Source organism: Microbacterium stercoris, from assembly GCF_017592545.1.
GTDB lineage: Bacteria > Actinomycetota > Actinomycetes > Actinomycetales > Microbacteriaceae > Microbacterium > Microbacterium stercoris.
In genome coordinates this window covers 26,528-45,070 of the sequence record NZ_JAGFOA010000008.1, presented here as the reverse complement: position 1 = coordinate 45,070, position 18,543 = coordinate 26,528, and the positions used below count along the sequence as shown (strand labels likewise).

Here is an 18,543-nt window from a genome sequence, read left to right as displayed (position 1 = left end):
TACGGCGTAACATTAACCCATCCCGGCGCACAGCGCCATAATCATCCGACGTCTCCTCGGACGGTCACTAACATCGGAGGACGCGATCCCCACGCCCACCCGCTCCCGACCCCGTTCGAGGTACCCCATGACCGCTGCGTCCCCGGCCTCCTCCGTCGCCGATCGCACAACCCGCGGCAGAAGGCCCGAGCTCGGCACCACCACGTCGGCCGAGATCTTCACCCGCATCATCACGAACGGCCCCATCAGCCGCGTCGAGATCGGGCGCCTCACCGGCCTGTCCCCGGCGAAGGTGACCAAGACCGTCAGCCCGCTGATCCGCGACGGCTTCGTCACCGTGGGAGAGCACGCCGAGCACTCGACCCCTGGTCGCCCGGTGTACCCGCTCAGCGTGGTGCCCCGCTCGATGCTCGCGATCGGGGTCAAGGTCAACGCCGGCGAAGTGGTCGCCGCCACCGTCAGCCTCGGCAACGAGCTGCTGGCCTCCACCCGCCGCAGCCTCCCGGAGCACTCGCCGCAGACCGTGACGGCGGCGATCGTCGAGGTCGCACGCGAGCTGATCTCCGCGCTCGGAGCGGAGGCCGATGCGCTGGCCGGGGTGGGCGTGGCCGTCTCCGGCGACATCGACAGCGAGGCCGGCGTGGTGCGCGATTCGCCCCTGCTCGGCTGGACGCACGTGTCGCTGGGTGTCGAGATCGAGGCGCAGCTCGACCTGCCGGTGATCGTCGAGAACGACGTACTCGCACTCGCCAAGGCCGAGCAGTGGTTCGGCGAGGGCACCGAGGCCGAGAGCTTCGCGATCATCACGATCGGCGCCGGCATCGGCTGCGGCATCTACGTCAACCGCGACGTCGTGAGCGGATCCCATGGCGTGGCGGGCGAGATCGGGCACCTCCCCCTCGCGCGCCCCGACGCGCTGTGCGTCTGCGGGCGCCGGGGATGCGTCGAGGCGGTCGCCTCCTCCCGCGCGATCCTCGAGGCCGTGCAGACCGAGCACCACGATCCCTCGCTCACCCTCGACGACGTCGTCCGCCTCGCGCACGAGGGGGATGCCGCCGCCGTCACCGCCTTCGAGCGCGCCGGCACAGCCATCGGCGCCGCGCTCGCCGCCACGGTGAACCTCATCGGCCCCGAGGTCGTGGTGATCGCCGGCGAGGGCGTGACCGACTACGACCTCTACGAGCGCCGCATCCGCGACGAGTTCGCCGCCCACGCGTTCGGAGCCGCCGGCAACTGCCGGCTGGTCGTGCGCGGGCACACGTTCCTCGACTGGGCGCGCGGCGCCGCCGTGACCGCGCTGCGTGCGGCGCTCGCCGTGGCCCCCACCGGGGCCTGACCGCGGGGAGCCCTGACCGCGGGGAGCGGATTCGCGTCTCGACGGAGGTTCGGGGCGTCTCGACTCGCTTCGCTCGCTCGACGAACGAGGGGTGAGAGGTTCGGGCGTCTCGACTCGCTTCGCTCGCTCGACGAACGAGGGGTGAGGGGCGAGGGGTTCGGGGCGTCTCGACTCGCTTCGCTCGCTCGACGAACGAGGGGCGAGGGGGCTCAGCGGCCCAGGCGCAGGAAGCGGTCGCGGATGCGGTCGCGCCCCGTGGCCGGGGCTGCGTCTGCGGCGGGCCCGGCGACGCGCAGGATGGCGCGGGCGAGCACCGGATCGGCATCGACGCCCGCGTGCGCGAGGAAGCGCCGCGCGCTGTCGTCCGCGCGCATCTCGACGAGGGCGGCGACCTCGCTCTCCGCGACGGCGGCGATCGGGAACCAGGGCAGCGCCTCGCGCCACGCCTTGAAGGCGACCAGCAGCACCTCGTGCCGCTGCTCGACGTGGGCGCGCTCGTGGGCGATCACGGCGTCGAGCTCATCCGGATGCAACTCGTCGAGCAGCCCCTGCGACAGCACCGTGACCGATCCGACCCCGCGGGGCAGGCAGTAGGCGACCGGTGCGGCGTCGTCGAGCACGCGCGTGCGGGCCTGCGTCGGGTGGGGCGAGGAGAGGAGCAGCAGCAGCTCGAGGTGGCGGCGGCGCTGCCGCTCGAACTGCACCACCGTGATCGCCAGGTGCACAAGAAGGTAGAGGGCGAGCGCGATGGGGAGCACGTAGGCGAGCCCCTCCCACGCGGCCGGCAGCAGCGCGCCGCCCACCAGCAGCAGCGCGCCGATCATGGCGAGCCCGCCGGCCACGGCGATGAGCTGCCACAGCAGCAGCGCCCAGCCGGGATGCCGGGCGGGCCACGCGGCGCGCGAGAGCAGGATCGGCACGGGCCACGCCAGCAGCACGGCCACGAGCGCCGCCCCGAGAGCGATGAGCAGCACCTCGTCGATCGGCAGCCCGGGGGCCCCGATCACATCACCCCCGACCAGCGGCCGCAGCCAGGGCACGGCCGTCATCGGCTCAGACGGCGCCGGCGAGGAGGCGGCGCAGCACCTCGGCGTCCTCGGGCGAGACCCCTCCGACGAAGCGCGCGAGCACGGCGCTGCGGTCGCCGGCGACACCCAGCACCTCGTGCATCAGCTCGGCGACGTGATCGACGCGACTGCCGACGGCGTGGTAGCGGTGAGGCCGCGCCGAGCGGTCGGACGCCACGAAGCCCTTCTTCACCAGGCGCGACAGCACGGTCAGCAGCGTGGTCGCGGCGAGCTGACGGCCCTGCCCGCGCTCCAGCTGCTCCTGCACGTCGTACGCCGTGACCGGGGATTCCGCGTCCCACAGCACGTCCATCACGGAGCGCTCGAGCTCACCCAGACTTCCCATGTCGCCCCCTTCCGTGCGCGCAGATCGTAGAAGTCCAGGGTAGCCCGGGTTTGCGCGCCCGTAGAACTACTTCGACATCAAAGCGAAATACTTCTAGTCCTCGTAGAACTATTTCTACGCTCCGTAGAATCACATCGCCGGAGTAGCTTCGGCATCAGACCGAGGCCACCACGTCCCCACGGGCCTCGCGACAGGGAGGCTCCCATGGATCCGCTCGACATCGCCCGCTGGCAGTTCGGCATCACCACCGTCTACCACTTCCTTCTCGTGCCCCTGACGCTCGGGCTCGGCGCGTGCGTCGCGATCCTGCAGACCCTCTGGGTGCGCACCGGCGATGAGCGCTGGCTGCGCATGACGAAGTTCTGGGGGAAGCTCTACCTCATCAACTTCATCCTGGGCGTGGCCACCGGCCTCGTGCAGGAGTTCCAGTTCGGCATGGCGTGGAGCGACTACTCGCGCTTCGTCGGCGACGTCTTCGGCGCGCCGCTCGCCATGGAGGGCCTGCTCGCGTTCTTCGCCGAGTCGACCTTCCTCGGCGTGTGGATCTTCGGATGGGGCCGGCTGCGCAAGGGGGTGCACCTCGCCGCGCTCTGGCTGGCCGTGATCGGGTCGTGGATGTCGGCGTTCTTCATCATCGCCGCGAACTCGTGGATGCAGCACCCGGTCGGCGTCGAGATCGGCGAGAACGGCCGCCCCGTCATGAACGACATCTGGGCCGTGCTGAGCAACAACACGGCGATCGCCGCGTTCTCCCACACCATCGCCGGCGCGCTGATGGTCGGCGGCATGTTCCTGCTCGGCATCGCCTGGCACCACCTGTGGCGCCGCCGCCACGACGGCATCGACTCGGTCGACTCCGAGGGCCGCGTGGTCGTCGGCGAGAACCCGCACATCGTCGGTCGCGACAAGCTCGACCACGGGGTGTGGCTGCGCTCGCTGCGCATCGGCGCGGTGGTCGCGATCGTGGGCTTCGGCGCCGTCGCCCTCACCGGCGACTGGCAGGCCAAGCTCATGTACGAGCAGCAGCCGATGAAGATGGCGGCCGCCGAGGCCGCGTGCACCTCCGGAAGCTCGTTCTCGATCCTGTCGATCGGCGATCCGGGCGCCCGCGACTGCAGCGAGGTCACGCCGATCATCGAGGTGCACGGCCTGCTCGGCTTCCTCGCCACGGGCGACTTCGGGGCCGAGATGCCCGGCATCAAGGACCTCGAGCCGCAGTACCAGGAGCTGTTCGGCACGAACCTGCCCGACGACCCGCGCCTCGGCGACCGCGCGGGTGCCGAGATCCATTACGTGCCGGTCATGTGGGTCACCTACTGGGGCTTCCGCCTGATGATCGGGCTCGGCGCGATCCCCGCGGCTGCCGCCGTGGTCGCGCTGTGGCTGACTCGCAAGGGCACCGTGCCGAAGTCGAAGGGCATCGCGCGCCTCGCGCTGGTCGGCATCACCGCGCCGTTCGCCGCGAACATCGCCGGCTGGATCTTCACCGAGATGGGCCGGCAGCCCTTCGTCGTCGCCCCCAACCCCGCGTACTGGGGAAACGACGCGGTGTTTATGTTCACCGCGGCCGCGGTCTCGCCGAGCGCGACGGTCGGCGAACTGCTGTTCTCGGTCATCTCGCTCACCGCCGTCTACGGCGTGCTGATGGTGGTGCTGCTGATCCTGCTCTTCAAGTACGCCCGGGGCGGCGTGGCCGCCGCGATGCCCGACATGGAGCACGGCATCGAGCGCACCGATCGAGGGCCCGACGATCCGGATGATCCGGATCGCCCCTCGTCCGATTCCGACGTCCTCGCGTTCGCGTACTGATCAGGGAAGGGATTTCTCATGGATGTTCTGCCTGTGGTCTGGTTCGTCGCGATCGGCGTGCTCTGGATCGGCTTCCTGCTGCTGGAGGGGTTCGATCTCGGCGTCGGGATGCACATGATCTTCTCCACGAAGGACGACCGCGAGCGCCGCGTGATGCTCAACACGATCGGCCCCGTGTGGGACGGCAACGAGGTGTGGCTGATCACGGCCGGTGCGGCCCTGTTCGCGGCCTTCCCCGCCTGGTACGCCTCGCTGTTCTCGGGTCTCTACGTCGCGCTGACCATCGCGCTGCTGGGTCTGATCCTGCGCGCGGTGAGCATCGAGTACCGCGGCAAGATGACCGATCCGCGCTGGGCCACGTTCTGGACGTGGGCACTGGGTCTCGGATCCCTCGTGGTGTCGTTCTGCGTGGGAGCCGCGCTCGCGATCACCTCGACGGGCCTGCCGCTCGACGAGTACGGCGACCGCGTCGGCGGGCCCTTCGCCTGGCTGAGCTGGCCCGCGGTGATCGGCGGGCTCGCTCTGGTGGGCTTCGCTCTCACGCACGGTGCCACGTTCCTCGCGCTCAAGAGCGACGGAGCGGTGCGCGAGCGCGCCGGGCGCTACGCCGCGACCTGGGGCCCTGTCGGGCTGCTGCCGGGCGCGGTATGGGCGCTGTGGGTGCAGTTCCAGCACGGCGGCACGTGGTTCTCGTGGGCGCTGGTGGTGCTCGCGGTGCTCGGGGCGGTGTTCGGATTCGTCGGAGCGCGGGCCCGCCGCGAGGGCCGCGCGTTCGTCGGCTACGCCGCGTTTATGCTGTTCGGCGCCGGCTCGATCTTCGCGGGCATGTTCCCCTACGTCCTGCCCTCGACGCTCGACCCCGCGCACGGCCTCACGGTGTGGAACGCCTCCAACAGCCCGTACACCCTGGGGGTGATGACCGTCGTCGCGGCGATCTTCCTGCCCCTGGTGCTCGGCTACCAGGCGTGGTCGTACTGGATCTTCCGCAAGCGCGTCACCCCGGGCGCGATCCCCGCGGCCCACGGCTTCCTCCCGGCGATCCTCTCCCCGAATGGGCGTTGACGCTCCGCTCCCCGCCCGTTCGTCCGCCTCCCGCTCGTCGAGCGAGCGAGGAACCCCCTCCCGCTCGTCGAGCGAGCGAGGAACGAGCGAGTCGAGACGCCCCGCACCCGGCGCAGGCCCCGGCCTTGCCCACGGCACCGCCACCCCCACGCCCACCGGCAACGACCCGTGGCTCATCGAGGCCGCGCGCCCGCGCCGCGCCGCCACCCGGCCCGAGCTCGGCCCGGTGCGCCCGGTAGCGATCCTCGCTCTCGGAGTGCTGGCCGCGCTGCGTGCGCTGGGGCTCGTGCTCGTCGCGGGCGCGATCGCGGCGGGCATCGCCGGTCTCCAGGCAGGATCCCTCGACGCGCGAGGGATCCTGATCCTCGGTCTCACGGGAGCCCTGCTGCGCTCGGTGTCGGCGTGGGCCACCGACGTGGTCGCGCGACGCATCGCGATCGCCGTGAAGGGCACGCTGCGACGCGACCTGTGGCAGTGGATCGCGCGCGGCGGCGCGAGCGGCGAGGGCGGAGTCGCCGTGCTCGCCACCGACGGGCTCGACGAGCTCGACGATTACTACGTGCGCAGCCTGCCCGCGATGATCGCGGCGGCGGTCGTGCCGGTCATCGTGGGGCTGCGCATCCTGGGTGCCGACTGGTTCAGCGCCCTCATCGTCGTGGTGACCGTGCCGCTGATCCCCTTCTTCATGGTGTTGATCGGCCGGCACACGCAGTCGCGCACCGACGAGGCGCTGCGCGCGCTGGCGCGGCTCGCCGATCACCTCACCGAGCTCGCCCGCGGGCTTCCGGTGCTCGTCGGCCTGAACCGTGTCGCGGATCAATCGGCCGCTCTCGAGGGCATCCAGCGCCGCTACCGCGAGCGCACGCAGGAGACGCTGCGCACGGCGTTCCTCTCCGCCCTGGCTCTCGAGCTGATCGCGACGATCTCGGTGGCGGTGGTCGCCGTCTTCCTGGGCCTGCGTCTGATGCACGACGGCGTCACGCTCGAGGCAGCCCTGCTCGTCCTGGTGCTCGCGCCGGAGTGCTTCACGGTGCTGCGCGACGTGGGCACGGCGTTCCACGCGTCCCAGAACGGCCTCTCGGCGCTCGGCCGTGTGCGCGAGCTGCTGGGCGCCTCCCCCCTCGCGCGCCCTGCGGAGCCCTCCCCCCTCGCGCGCCCCGCGGGCCCCTCCCCCCTCGCTCGCGCCGCGGGCTCCTCCCCCCTCGCTCGCGCCGCGGGCTCCTCCCCCCTCGTTCGTCGAGCGAGCGAAGCGAGTCGAGACGCCCCACACCCCCACGACGGCATCGCCCTCGACGGCATCGCCGTCACCTACCCCGGTCGCGCGGCCCTCGGGCCCGTGACCGCGCACCTCGCGGGCATCACGGCCGTGACAGGCCCCTCGGGCGCGGGCAAGTCGACGCTGCTCGCCGCCCTGGCCGGCACCCTCCCCGCAGCCGCCACCGTCACCGGATCCGTCACGGGCACGGATCCGGATCGCATCGCGTACACGCCGCAGGCGCCGCACGGCTTCGCCGCCACCCCGCGCGAGGAGCTCGCTCTCTACGGCGCAGACGCGGCGGCGCTCGGCGAGCTGGGCCTCGCTGAGCGGGCCGATGCGCGGATCGCCGAGCTCAGCCCCGGCGAGCTGCGCCGCCTTGCGGTGGCCCGGGCACTCGCGCGCGTCGACCGGGGCGCGACCCTGCTGCTGCTCGACGAGCCCACCGCCCACCTCGATGCCGCGTCGGCCGAGCTCGTGCGCGCGGCGATCCGAGCCCGCGCGCCGCGCTGCACGGTGGTGCTCGCGACGCACGAGCCCGAGACGCTCGCGCTGGCGGACGCGTTCGTCGAGGTCGGGGGCGTGCCCGGCGTCGAGCGTCGCGACGCGGTCGCTGCTCCCTCGCTCGATGAGCGGGCGGCGGCGATCCCGGCCGTGGTTCCCCCTCGCTCGCCGAGCGACGAGCGCAGCGACGAGGCGAGGCGGCCGGCGTCCGCCACCGGCCCGTGGATCCTCGGCACCCTGCTCGCCTTCATCGCCGTCGGTCTGGGCCTCGCGCTCAGCGCGGTGTCGGGGTGGCTGATCGTGCGGGCGAGCGTCGAGGAGTACATCATGTACCTGCTCGTGGCCATCGTCGGCGTGCGGTTCTTCGGCATCGGGCGATCGGTCGCACGGTACACCGAGCGCCTGTTCACCCACGAGGCGGCGTTCCGGATGGTGGATGCGCTGCGGCTGCGGCTGTGGCGGTCGATCGCCTCGCGCGGGGCCGGATCGCGGCGCCTGCTGGAGGGCGGATCCCCGGTCGACTACCTCGTGATCCTCGCGGACGAGCTGCGCGACCTGCTGCCGCGCATCATCCCCCCGCTCGTGGTCGGTGCGCTGTCGATCGTCGGCGTCACGATCACCACCGCGTTCGTGCTGCCCGCGCTCACCGGCGCGGTTGGCCTCACGCTCGGCGTCGCCACCGCGGTGGCCGCGTGGCTCTCGACCGCCGCGGCGCGCGGGGCCCAGCGCACGCGCATCGCCGAGCGCTCGGCGATCGTGCGCGGCACAGCCGCGCTCACCGCGGCGACCGACGACCTGCGCGCGAACGGCGTGACGACCCCGGCGCTCGCGACGCTCGAGGCCGCGCAGCGCCGCCTCGCCCGCGGCGAGCGGCGCGGCGCATGGGGCGCGGGACTCGGCACGGCGCTGGTGGTGCTCGCGACCACGGGCCTCGCCGTGGCGGTGGCGCCGCTGGCGACCGGGGCACGCGCCGAGCTCGCCTGCGTCATCGCGCTGCTGACGCTGGCCGCGCTCGAGCCCCTCGCCGATGTCGTGGCCGCGGCGCACCGCCTGCCGGCGCTGCGTGAGGTGCGCGACCGCATCCGTCCGCTCGAGAACGAGACGCCCTCTGCGGCCGCGGGCACGACGATCCCGGCCTCGCCGATCCGCGACCTCTCGCTCGACCACATCGCGGCCCGCTACGGCGAGACCCCCGTGTTCGCGGGTCTCACCGCCCGGGCCCGCGCGGGCGAGTGGCTCGTTGTGGCGGGGCCCAGCGGATCGGGCAAGTCGACCCTGCTCTCGATCGTGATGGGCGCGCTGCCGGCCGCCGACGGATCCGTGCGGGTCGACGGCACTCCTCTCGCCGAGCTCGACGCCGCCGCGTGGCGCGAGCGCGTCGCGTGGTGCCCGCAGGATGCGTACGTGTTCGACTCGACGCTGCGGGGCAATCTCCTGCTCGCGCGCCCCAGGGCCGCCGAGTCCGAGATGCGCGAGGTGCTCGGGCGGGTCGGCCTCGGCCTGCTGCTCGAGGGGCTGCCGCACGGTCTCGACACCCGCGTGGGTGCGGGCGGATCCGCGCTCTCCGGCGGAGAGCGTCAGCGTCTCGCGGTCGCCCGCGCGCTGCTGACGGATGCCTCGGTGATCCTGCTCGACGAGCCCACCGCGCACCTCGATGCTCCGACCGCCGACGCGATGATGCACGACCTGCGCGCGGCCACCGCCGACCGCATCGTGCTGCTCGTCTCGCACCGCCCCTCCGACCGCCGCGCCACCGACCGCCTGGTGGAGTTGGGCTGATCGCGTGGTCGCCCTCTGGGCGTTGACTAGTCCCGCGCGGGATTACTAGTCCAGGCGGGACTAGTAATCCCGCGGAAGACTAGTCAACGCCCCAAGGCCGGCCCCCACGGCAACACACCGCCGCAGGCCGCACGCCGCACGGAAGCGGGCGGCGCCACGCCGGGCGGGGGCGGATGTCATCCTCGCGGCCGATTCGGGAGCGCGCGCCGGAACGTAGCGTGAACGCGATGACTCCCGGCCTGCCCCCGATGAACCCGGCGATCCCGTACTCGCCCGTGGTGATCCTGCCCCTGATGGCGCTTGTGTCGATCCTCCTGCTCCTGCGTCTGCGGGGCCGGATGACCGCCCTGCGCGCGTTCGTCGCCCTCGCGACGGCGGTCTACGCGGTGGTGGCGTTCGCCAAGGTGCTGCTGCCATTCGAGATCGTGATCGGATCCGCGCGCGACAACCTGCCGCCGTGGACCGTCTTCGTCGAGCTCGTACCGCTGTCGAGCTGGGCCGATGACCCGGCCGGCATCATCCTGAACACTCTGCTCTTCGTGCCGTTCGGCATGCTCCTGCCGCTGGTCACGCGGATCCGCTCGTACGGCCGGATCGTCGGCGCGGCCGCGCTCGTGAGCCTCGGCATCGAGGTGGTGCAGCTTGTGCTCGGCGTGACGATCAGCACCGGCCGAATCTTCGAGGTCGACGACCTGCTCGCCAACACCCTCGGCGGGGCGATCGGCGCGCTGGTCTACGCGGTCGCGCGACGGGTGCCGCCGCTGCGCCGCGTCATCCGGGCGGCGGAGATCCCGGATCGGATCAGCCCGCCACCCCCTCGCTCGTCGAGCGAGCGTCAGCAAGTCGAAACGCCTGACACCTTCGCGCGCCCCCGCGCTCGTTGAGCGAGCGCCAGCGAGTCGAAACGCCCCACACCCCCGCAGGCCCCCTCGCTCGTTGAGCGAGCGCCAGCGAGTCGAAACGCCCCACATCCCCGCGCACCCCCACGCTCGTTGAGCGAGCGCCAGCGAGTCGAAACGCCCCACACCCCCGCAGGCCACAACCCACCCGAAGGCTCGACGCGTCTCGACTCGCTCGTTCCTCGCTCGCTCGACGAACGGGCGGAGTGACACCCGCCCCGCGCCCACGCCCAACGCCCGCCACCCCGTCGCTCGTTGAGCGAGCGCCAGCGAGTCGAAACGCCCCACACCCCCGCAGGCCACAACTCACCCGAAGGCTCGACGCGTCTCGACTCGCTCGTTCCTCGCTCGCTCGACGAACGGGGGGGGATGACCCACCCGCCACCCCCTCGCTCGTTGAGCGAGCGCCAGCGAGTCGAAACGCCCCACACCCCCGCAGGCCACAACCCACCCGAAGGCCCGGCGGCGCGTCAGAGCTCGTCTGCGAAGACCTCGTTGGCGATGCGGAAGGCCGTGTTGGCCGCGGGCACACCCGAGTAGATCGCCGACTGCAGGATGACCTCGCGGATCTCGTCGAGCGTCAGCCCGTTGCGGATCGCCGCACGCAGGTGCATCGCGAGCTCCTCGTGGTGGCCGTGGGCGATGAGCGAGGAGAGCACCGCGATCGAACGCGAGCGACGGTCGAGGGCTGGACGCGACCACACGTCGCCCCAGGCGACGCGGGTGATGAAGTCCTGCCAGTCCGCCGACAGCTCGGTGGCGTTGGCGGTCGCGCGGTCGACGTGCTCGGGCGAGAGCACCTCGCGGCGCACGGTCATTCCCTGGTCGTAGCGCTCCTCGTCCGAGAGTCCGGCGCCGGTGGGGCGGCTCATCGCGCACCCCCGAAGAAGTCGAGCAGCACGGAGGCCACCTCATCCGGATACTCCGCCGGTGCGAGATGCGAGGCGCCGTCGATCTGCGCCGTGCGGCCGTTCTGCACCGAGAAGGCGATGGTGCGCGCGTGGATCTCGGGCGAGACCGGGTCGTTCTCGCCGAACACCGCGAGCACCGGCACCGCCACCTCACCCAGCCGCGACGTCACGTCATACTGCGCGAGCGCCTCGCAGCACAGCGCGTAGCTGGTGTCGTCGGCATCGCGCAGGCTGTGCAGCAGACGCCCGGAGAGCTCGGGGCGCCGCTCGATCGATCCGGGCGCGAACCACCGGCCAGCGGCACCCGTGACGAGCGCCCCCGTGCCCTGCGTGCGCACCTGGGCGGCGCGATCCGTCCAGTTCTGCGGATCTCCGAACCGGGGCGACGAGCACACGGTCGCGGCCGCGGACACGAGTTCCGGATGCCGCAGCAGCAGCTCCAGCCCGACCGCGCCGCCGAACGAGACGCCCGCGTAGAGCACCGGACCATCGGCGAGCGCGCGGATGCCGTCGGCGACGGCGTCGGCCACCTCGCCGACGGTGAAGGGCTCGCTGGCCGCGGGGGCGGATCCGTGCCCGGGCAGATCCCACGCGGTCACGCCGTACTGCGCGGCGAGGGCGGGGATCACGTCTTCCCACAGGATCGTCGAGGTGCCGAGCGACGGCCCGAGCACAAGCAGGGGCGCGCCCGCGGGGCCGACGGGCGGCGTGAAGGCGACGGGAGGCTGGGTCATGACTGCTCCGATTCGGATCCGGCGGTTCAGGAGATCAGGCGGTTCAGGAGGTGAAGGGGTCGGCGAACGGATCGAACCCGCGCGGGCGCGGCGGCGCGGCAGGCAGCTGCGAGCCGTCGTCGAACGGATCGTAGGGGCCGTGCTCGGGCTCGGCGGCGGGGGCCGTGGGGTCGACGATCTCGATCGCGCCGGTGCCGAGGCCGAAGGGCCCCTCCCCCAGCTCGCCGTCGACGAGGTAGTGGGCAAGGCCCGTGTACGCCGCGGGGTCGAGCAGGTCGTCGAGGCTGTGCGGCACGGCGGTGTTGGCCGCGTCGAGCGCGTTGTGCACCAGCAGCGCGAGGTCGCTGCCGAGGCTCGCGGCGCGCACGATCTCGGACACGGCGTCGGCGCCGATGATCGGCCCGAGCACGATCGAGAGGCGCTCGGCGATGAGGAGCCCGCGGGTGGCCTCGAGGTTGCGGGCGACCGCAACGGCGTCGCCCCGCAGGCCCTCGGCGAGCGCGGCGGCGTGAGCCGAGGCCCCGAGCGCGAGGCGCAGCAGCTCGCGCAGGGTCGGCCACTCGGCGTGCCAGGCGCCGTCGGGTCGCTCGTCGACGGCCAGCGCGGCCGCCGTATGCAGCGTCGCGCCGAGGTGCGGGGCGCGCAGCGCGGCCGAGCGGATCATCACCGAACGCGCCGGGTTCTGTTTCTGGGGCATGGCCGACGATCCGCCGCCCGTGCCCTCGGCGAGCTCGCCGATCTCGGTGCGCGAGAGGGTGGCGACATCCGCCGCCAGCACGCCGAGCGCGTCGATCGCCTGCACGAGCGCGTCGCCGAGCTCGGTGACGGGCCAGCGCATGGTGTGCCACGGGGCGTCCGGAGCGGCCAGACCCGCCGCGTCGGCGTAGGCGACGGGAAGGCGCGCGGCGCGATCCGGTCCGAGCAGCTGCACAAACGACGCGAGCGTGCCACCGGCGCCGCCCAGCTGGGCAGGCAGGGCATCGCGCGTGGCGGTCAGGCGCAGGCGCGCGCGGCGGATGGCGCGAGCCCAGGTCGCCGCGCGGAGGCCGGTGGTGGTCGGCACGGCGTGCTGCGTGAGGGTGCGCGCCGCGGCCACCTCGCCGCGGTGCTCGCGGGCGAAGCGGTCGAGCGCGTCGATCGCGAGGTCGAGGCCCGCGAGCACGTGGCCCGCGGCATCCTTCGCGACGATCATCAGCGCGGTGTCGAGGATGTCCTGGCTGGTGGCTCCGCGGTGCACCCACGGCTTCACGGCCGGTCCGGCCACGCGCTTGAGCTCCTTGACCAGCGGGATCACGGGGTTGCCACCCGCGACGGCGGCGAGCGCCAGATCGCGCGGCTCGATGCCTGCGGGCGTCTCGGCGTCTCGACTCGTCGCTGGCGCTCCTCGCTCGACGAACGAGTGGCTCGCCAGCTCCCGTGCCTCGTCCAGCACGCGCTGGCGATCCGGCACCTGGTCGAGCCCGCCCACGGCGGCGAACGCCTCGACGAGGTGGATCTCGGCGGCGACGAGCGCCTCGAGCACCGCGACGTCAGATACAGGATCCTCGTGCCCGGCTGTCACCGGCGACAGCAACCCCAGATCGAAGCCGCCACCGGAACCAGGCACGTCAGAACGCAATGAAGACAGTCTCCCTCTCACCCTGCAGTCGGATGTCGTGTCGAAGGTACCCGTCGGGGGTGCGCTCGGCCGTGACAGACGCGCGCTCGGCGTCATTCAGCGAGGTGAGGAACGGATCCTGCGCGCGCAGCTCCTCGTGCTCGGGCAGGTAGATGCGCGTGTGCAGCTTGTCGGGCAGACCGCGGGCGTAGACGATGGCGGCGAGGAACGGGGCGCGCGGCTGACCGTCCGGGCCAGGGGTCGGACCGGGCTCGCGGGTCCAGAAGTGGTACCGCCCGTCGTCCTCGGTCATCGTGCGACCGAAGCCGGTGAACGTGAAGCCGTCGCGGCGCAGCGTTCCTCGGGCGCGGGGCACGGATCCGTCGGTGTCGGCGCCGAAGATCTCGACGATCGCATCCGGGATCGGGGCGCCCGCGCCGTCGTAGACCGTGCCGGTGAGCACGATCGCGCCGGGGCTGTGCGGGAAGGCGACCTCGTTCATCCGGTCGTACTCGACGCCGAAGCGGAAGAACGGGCCGACGGTCTGTCCGCCGGTGGGCTCCAGGGTGGGCTCGCCCCAGGAGGCGGGTGCGGTGGCGGTCATCAGTGCTCGCCCTCCTCGGGCTCGAACCAGGTGGCATCGGGGCCGTCGACGATGATGTCCCAGCGGTAGCCCATCGAGAACTCGGGCACCGTCAGGTCGTGGTCGTAGGTCGCGATCAGGCGGTCGCGGTCCTTCTGGTCATGGATGGTGTTGTAGATCGGGTCGAGCGCGAACAGCGGATCACCCGGGAAGTACATCTGCGTGACCGAGCGCTGCGTGAAGCCCGAGCCGAAGATCGAGAAGTGGATGTGCGCCGGCCGCCAGGCGTTGATGTGGTTCTTCCACGGGTAGGGGCCGGGCTTGATGGTCGTGAAGTGGTACTCGCCGTCGTCGCCGGTGATCATCCGACCCGCGCCGGTGAAGTTGGGGTCGAGGGGCGCGGGGTGCTGGTCGCGCTGGTGGATGTAGCGGCCGGCCGCGTTGGCCTGCCACACCTCGATGAGCTGGTTGCGCACCGGGCGACCCCAACTGTCGAGCAGGCGGCCGGTGACCGTGATGCGCTCGCCCTGCGGCTCGCCCGTGTGCTGCAGCGTGAGGTCGGCCTCGATCGCGGCGACATCGCGCTGGCCGAACGCCGGCGAGTAGAGCTCGATGGTCTCGGGGTCGACGAGACGCGGGTTCTTCGTCGGGTGGCGCAGGATGCTCGAGCGGTACGGAGCGAAATCGCGCAGCGACTTGCCGGGCGTCTCACCGGCAGCGATCTGCTCACGCGCCTCGGCGTGGCGATCGATGATCTCCTGCGTGATCTGGGACTGCGGCGGGAAGTCGGCCGAGCGCAGCAACGACTCGGGAGCTGCCGCCTGGGTGGCAGGTTCGGACATGGCGTCTCCTTCGACGGGGCCTCGGGTGGGCTCAAGTGTCGCGCCGGGGGATGCCAGATCGTGGGCGTTTCTCCCGTTGAGTGGGAGTTGTACCGACTGAAGTCCCGCTCAATGGGTCAGCACGTCGAGATGCCCCACCGGTCGGAGACCGAACAACAAAGGATCCGGATCGCCGCCTCGGCGAATCCGGATCCTAGTGTGTCGCTTCAGGCCGCGCGCAGCGCGCGTCCGAGGTCGGCGGCGGTCTGCGTGACCAGCGCGCCGAGGCGGCGGGTGTCGGCGCCGTCCATGCGGGTGACCACACCGAGCGCGGTCGGCGGCAGCCCGGCGACCGACCCGATGTGGGCGGCGACCGAGACGTTTCCGAGCGTCATCTCCTCGCGCGTGGTCGCATAACCGCGGGCCCGGGCGCGATCGATCTCGGCGCGCACCTCATCCGGGTCGGTGATCGAGTGCATGGTCTCGCGCTCCAGCGGACGCGAGAGGAACCGCTCCAGCCACTCGGGCGACTGGGTGGCCAGCAGCGCCTTGCCGACACCGGTCGTGTGCAGCGGCTGGCGTCCGCCCATGCGGCTCAGCGTCGGAATCGACGTGCGCCCCGACAGGCGACCCACGTACAGCGCGGTGGCCTGCTCGGGCTGCGCCGAATCGAGCACCGCGAGGTGCACGTTCTCGCCCGTGGCCTCATACAGCCGCGACATATACGGCAGCGCCGTCTCGCGCAGGCGCAGGGCCAGCGGCGACAGCTCGCCGAGCTCCCAGAGACGCGCGCCGACGGCATAGCGGCGGCCGGGGGTGCGCGCCAGCAGCCCGAGCTCGAGCATCTGCGCGAGGATCCGGTGCAGCGTCGAGGACGACAGCCCGGTCAGTGCGCCCAGCCGCGATGCGGACAGCTCGGGCTCGTCGGCAGTGAAGCAGCTCAGGATCCGCATCGTGCGCGCCAGCATTCCGTCCGCATCGACGGTCGTCGGCGCGATGCCCTGAATTTCAGTGATCGTGGTCGACATGGAGCAAACGTATCCAGGCGGATTGACCAAACGGAGGGGGTTGACGGATCCGCGCATCAACGCAAGCCGGTATCTCGCAGACCGGGACGACGGATGCGCTCGCGCCCGGCACGCGGGACGGATCGGCGGCCCGACACGGTTACGATCATCGCGTGCCGATCGAAGCTTTCACCGACCATGCCTGCCTCATCGTTTCGGGCCCTGACCAGCAGGGACTCGTCGCTGCGGTGACCGCCCTCGTCGCGCGCCACGGGGGCAACATCGTGTCGCTCGACCAGCACTCGACCGACCCGGTCGGAGGGTCGTTCTTCCAGCGCGTTGTCTTCCACCGCGAGGGACTCGCGGCCGAGCTCGACACCATCCGCGCCGACGTCGCCGCCACGCTCGAGCCCTTCGGCATGGAGTTCGTGCTGCGCGACGCGTCCATCCCGAAGCGCATGGCGATCCTGGCGACGACCGACGACCACTGCCTGCTCGACCTGCTGTGGCGCCACCGTCGCGGCGCGCTGCCGGTGGAGATCCCGCTGGTGCTGTCGAACCACACCACAACCGCCGACGACGTGGCCTCGTTCGGCGTGCCCTTTGTGCACGTGCCGTCACAGAAGGGCCCCGACAAGTCGCAGTCGGAGGCCGAGCTGCTCGCCCACCTCGCCGAGGCGGACGTCGACTTCGTGGTGCTGGCGCGCTACATGCAGATCCTGTCCGAGGACTTCCTCGAGAAGGTCGGCGTGCCCGTCATCAACATCCACCACTCGTTCCTGCCGGCCTTCATCGGCGCCAACCCGTACCAGAAGGCGAAGGACCGCGGCGTGAAGCTCATCGGCGCGACCGCCCACTACGTCACGGGCGACCTCGACGAGGGACCGATCATCGAGCAGGACGTGGTGCGCGTCACCCACGCCGACACCGTGCCCGAGCTGCGTCGCCGCGGCGCGGATGTCGAGCGCGCCGTGCTGTCGCGCGCGGTGCTGTGGCACGCGCAGGACCGTGTGCTGCGCCACGGCAACCACACCATCGTGTTCTGAGGCGCGCCCGGCCCGGTCGTGGGGCTTGGGCGTCTCGACTCGCTCCGCTCGCTCGACGAACGACGGGGGGGACCCACCCGCTCGTCGAGCGAGGGAGGAACGACCGAGTCGAGACGCCCAAGCCTGCGAAGAGGCTCAGGGCGTCTCGACTCGCTTCGCTCGCTCGACGAGCGAGGGGGTGAGCGGCGCGGGGGTCAGGCCGCCGCAGGCTCGAGCTCGCGCACCGCGACCGGCGCATCCGACGCGTCACGGGGCGTTCGCGACAGCAGGGCGATCACCGCCGCGCCGGCGGCAAGCGCCGCGAGCACGAGGAAACCGATCGTGTAGCCCTGCTCGGTGGGCTCGCCACCGGGAGCCGTGGCCGATCCGGTAATGATCGCGGTCGAGAGGGCGGTGCCCAGGGCGGATCCGATCGTGCGCAGGTTGGCGTTCATGCCTCCCGCGACGCCCGTCTGGTGCACGGGCACGCTGCCGATCACGAGGTTCGTGAGCGCCGCGTACGACACCCCCAGGCCCACGCCGAACAGGGCCGCCTCGATCGTGAGCAGCATGAGGTCGCCGTGCAGCAGCGCCATGCCGGCCGTCGAGGCCGAGATCAGGATCGTGCCCAGCACGAGCTGTGTGCGCAGCGACAGCACGCGGGTGATCGGGCCGGTGAAGAACCCGACGATCGCCATCAGCACGAGCATGGGCAGCATGACGAGACCGGCCGTCGCGACGCTCGCGCCGAAGCCGTATCCGGTGGTGGCGGGCTCCTGGATGAAGCGGGCGAAGAACGCCCACACGCCGAACATGGCGGCGCCGACCAGGATGGCCGCGACGTTCGCGTTCCACACACCGGGCAGGCGCATCATGCGCAGGTCGACGAGCGGCTCGCGCGAGCGCAGCTCCACGGTGATCCACAGGGCGATCAGCACCGCGGCGAGCGCGAACAGGCCGATCACGAGCGGCGATCCCCAGCCCCACTGCGATCCGGTCGACAGCGGCAGCAGCAGCGCCACAAGCCAGGCCGACAGCAGCAGCGCCGACGGGATGTTGATGCGTCCCCCCGCGGCGCGCTCCGCGCCGGGCACTCCGCGCAGCACCAGGATGGCGCCGATGGTGACGCCGGCGAGGGGCAGGATGAACAGCCCGCGCCATCCGATCACGGTCGCCAGGGGCCCGGCGAGAACCGTGCCGATGCCGGATCCGACCGCGATCAGGGCCGACAGGATGCCGACGCCGCCCGCGACGCGGGCAGCCGGCAGCACGTCGCGCACCAGGCCGAACGCGAGCGGGAACATCGCGCCTCCGAGCCCCTGCATGGCACGGCCGAGCAGCAGCACGCCGAGGTTCGGGGCGAGGGCGGCGACGATGCTGCCCGCCGCGACCGCGGCGAGCGAGATCAGGAAGATGCGGCGCTTGCCGTGGAGGTCGCCCGCGCGGCCGAGCAGCGGGGTGGCCACCGCGGCGACGATGAGCCAGGTGGTGAGGGCCCAGGTGATGCCGACGGCATCGGTCTGCAGCTCGCGCTGCATCACCGGCAGCACCGGCACGAGCAGCGACTGCAGACTCGCGAACGAGCCGATCGAGACGCCGAGCGCGGTGAGCGCCTGGCGCGGGGTGGTGGCCTGGGGGCTGCTCGCGCGGCGGCGAGCGATACGGCGGATGCCGCCGAGGGGCGCGGGGAGCGAACGCGGTGCGCTGGTGGCGCGCGGCGTGCGAGCGGGAGTGGTTCGCATGAGGTGCCGTCCGTTCAGGGGGTGGAGAAGCCGGATGATCGGAGCTAAAGTGGAAGTGAGGCTCCA

15 protein-coding genes are annotated in these 18,543 nt (G+C 72.1%); 6 read left to right on the top strand and 9 right to left on the bottom strand.

The window, feature by feature from the left end:
- Window positions 1–127: 127 nt before the first annotated feature.
- Window positions 128–1,336: an ROK family protein gene (locus J5V96_RS16110; protein ID WP_208505349.1), complete on the top strand. Its 1,209-nt coding sequence runs from the start codon at window positions 128–130 to the stop codon at window positions 1,334–1,336.
- 209 nt (window positions 1,337–1,545) lie between these two features.
- Here the strand turns inward: J5V96_RS16110 and J5V96_RS16105 are convergent, their stop codons facing one another.
- Together J5V96_RS16105 and J5V96_RS16100 are read right to left on the bottom strand one after the other, a co-directional pair.
- On the bottom strand, window positions 1,546–2,385 hold the full coding sequence (locus J5V96_RS16105; RefSeq protein WP_208505348.1) for a M56 family metallopeptidase: 840 nt from the start codon (window positions 2,383–2,385) through the stop codon (window positions 1,546–1,548).
- Window positions 2,386–2,389: 4 nt separating this feature from the next.
- Window positions 2,390–2,749 carry a BlaI/MecI/CopY family transcriptional regulator gene (locus J5V96_RS16100; protein ID WP_208505346.1) on the bottom strand — a complete coding sequence of 120 codons (360 nt, stop codon included), beginning with the start codon at window positions 2,747–2,749 and terminating at the stop codon, window positions 2,390–2,392.
- A gap of 204 nt (window positions 2,750–2,953) precedes the next feature.
- On the opposite strand from J5V96_RS16100, the gene J5V96_RS16095 reads away from it, so the two are divergent.
- From J5V96_RS16095 to J5V96_RS16080, 4 genes are all read left to right on the top strand, one after another.
- Window positions 2,954–4,558 (top strand): cytochrome ubiquinol oxidase subunit I, encoded by a 1,605-nt coding sequence (locus J5V96_RS16095; RefSeq protein WP_208505344.1) that lies wholly within the window; start codon window positions 2,954–2,956, stop codon window positions 4,556–4,558.
- An 18-nt stretch (window positions 4,559–4,576) separates the two neighbouring features.
- Window positions 4,577–5,620: a cytochrome d ubiquinol oxidase subunit II gene (gene cydB, locus J5V96_RS16090; protein WP_208505342.1), complete on the top strand. Its 1,044-nt coding sequence runs from the start codon at window positions 4,577–4,579 to the stop codon at window positions 5,618–5,620.
- Window positions 5,610–9,158, top strand: coding sequence for a thiol reductant ABC exporter subunit CydC (gene cydC, locus J5V96_RS17310; protein ID WP_208505340.1), 3,549 nt, complete (start codon window positions 5,610–5,612; stop codon window positions 9,156–9,158). The genes cydB and cydC overlap by 11 nt, the downstream gene beginning before the upstream one ends.
- A gap of 227 nt (window positions 9,159–9,385) precedes the next feature.
- Window positions 9,386–10,042, top strand: coding sequence for a VanZ family protein (locus tag J5V96_RS16080; protein ID WP_208505338.1), 657 nt, complete (start codon window positions 9,386–9,388; stop codon window positions 10,040–10,042).
- Window positions 10,043–10,527: 485 nt separating this feature from the next.
- Here the strand turns inward: J5V96_RS16080 and pcaC are convergent, their stop codons facing one another.
- The 6 genes from pcaC to J5V96_RS16050 form a co-directional block, all read right to left on the bottom strand.
- A complete protein-coding gene (gene pcaC / locus J5V96_RS16075) occupies window positions 10,528–10,929 on the bottom strand; it encodes a 4-carboxymuconolactone decarboxylase (protein ID WP_208505336.1) in 402 nt (133 codons plus the stop codon).
- A complete protein-coding gene (locus J5V96_RS16070) occupies window positions 10,926–11,702 on the bottom strand; it encodes an alpha/beta fold hydrolase (protein ID WP_208505334.1) in 777 nt (258 codons plus the stop codon). The genes pcaC and J5V96_RS16070 overlap by 4 nt, the downstream gene beginning before the upstream one ends.
- A gap of 43 nt (window positions 11,703–11,745) precedes the next feature.
- Window positions 11,746–13,308, bottom strand: a complete 1,563-nt coding sequence (locus tag J5V96_RS16065; protein WP_307793707.1) for a lyase family protein — start codon at window positions 13,306–13,308, stop codon at window positions 11,746–11,748.
- A 1-nt stretch (window position 13,309) separates the two neighbouring features.
- Complete coding sequence (gene pcaG, locus J5V96_RS16060; protein WP_208505330.1) at window positions 13,310–13,903, bottom strand: protocatechuate 3,4-dioxygenase subunit alpha; 594 nt, start codon at window positions 13,901–13,903, stop codon at window positions 13,310–13,312.
- Window positions 13,903–14,724, bottom strand: coding sequence for a protocatechuate 3,4-dioxygenase subunit beta (gene pcaH / locus J5V96_RS16055; RefSeq protein ID WP_208505328.1), 822 nt, complete (start codon window positions 14,722–14,724; stop codon window positions 13,903–13,905). Before pcaH ends, pcaG begins: the two co-directional genes overlap by 1 nt.
- A 206-nt stretch (window positions 14,725–14,930) precedes the next feature.
- On the bottom strand, window positions 14,931–15,731 hold the full coding sequence (locus tag J5V96_RS16050; RefSeq protein WP_208505326.1) for an IclR family transcriptional regulator: 801 nt from the start codon (window positions 15,729–15,731) through the stop codon (window positions 14,931–14,933).
- Between the two features lie 152 nt (window positions 15,732–15,883).
- Between J5V96_RS16050 and purU the strand changes: the two genes are divergently transcribed.
- Window positions 15,884–16,756: a formyltetrahydrofolate deformylase gene (purU, locus tag J5V96_RS16045; protein ID WP_208505324.1), complete on the top strand. Its 873-nt coding sequence runs from the start codon at window positions 15,884–15,886 to the stop codon at window positions 16,754–16,756.
- A 194-nt stretch (window positions 16,757–16,950) separates the two neighbouring features.
- On the opposite strand, the gene J5V96_RS16040 is transcribed toward purU, so the two are convergent.
- Window positions 16,951–18,477: an MFS transporter gene (locus J5V96_RS16040; protein ID WP_208505322.1), complete on the bottom strand. Its 1,527-nt coding sequence runs from the start codon at window positions 18,475–18,477 to the stop codon at window positions 16,951–16,953.
- Window positions 18,478–18,543: the final 66 nt, after the last annotated feature.

Coding starts and splice junctions, on each gene's coding strand:
- J5V96_RS16110 (WP_208505349.1), top strand. CDS start 128: ATGACCGCTGCGTCCCCGGCCTCCTCCGTCGCCGATCGCACAACCCGC.
- J5V96_RS16105 (WP_208505348.1), bottom strand. CDS start 2,385: ATGACGGCCGTGCCCTGGCTGCGGCCGCTGGTCGGGGGTGATGTGATC.
- J5V96_RS16100 (WP_208505346.1), bottom strand. CDS start 2,749: ATGGGAAGTCTGGGTGAGCTCGAGCGCTCCGTGATGGACGTGCTGTGG.
- J5V96_RS16095 (WP_208505344.1), top strand. CDS start 2,954: ATGGATCCGCTCGACATCGCCCGCTGGCAGTTCGGCATCACCACCGTC.
- cydB (WP_208505342.1), top strand. CDS start 4,577: ATGGATGTTCTGCCTGTGGTCTGGTTCGTCGCGATCGGCGTGCTCTGG.
- cydC (WP_208505340.1), top strand. CDS start 5,610: ATGGGCGTTGACGCTCCGCTCCCCGCCCGTTCGTCCGCCTCCCGCTCG.
- J5V96_RS16080 (WP_208505338.1), top strand. CDS start 9,386: ATGACTCCCGGCCTGCCCCCGATGAACCCGGCGATCCCGTACTCGCCC.
- pcaC (WP_208505336.1), bottom strand. CDS start 10,929: ATGAGCCGCCCCACCGGCGCCGGACTCTCGGACGAGGAGCGCTACGAC.
- J5V96_RS16070 (WP_208505334.1), bottom strand. CDS start 11,702: ATGACCCAGCCTCCCGTCGCCTTCACGCCGCCCGTCGGCCCCGCGGGC.
- pcaG (WP_208505330.1), bottom strand. CDS start 13,903: ATGACCGCCACCGCACCCGCCTCCTGGGGCGAGCCCACCCTGGAGCCC.
- pcaH (WP_208505328.1), bottom strand. CDS start 14,724: ATGTCCGAACCTGCCACCCAGGCGGCAGCTCCCGAGTCGTTGCTGCGC.
- J5V96_RS16050 (WP_208505326.1), bottom strand. CDS start 15,731: ATGTCGACCACGATCACTGAAATTCAGGGCATCGCGCCGACGACCGTC.
- J5V96_RS16040 (WP_208505322.1), bottom strand. CDS start 18,477: ATGCGAACCACTCCCGCTCGCACGCCGCGCGCCACCAGCGCACCGCGT.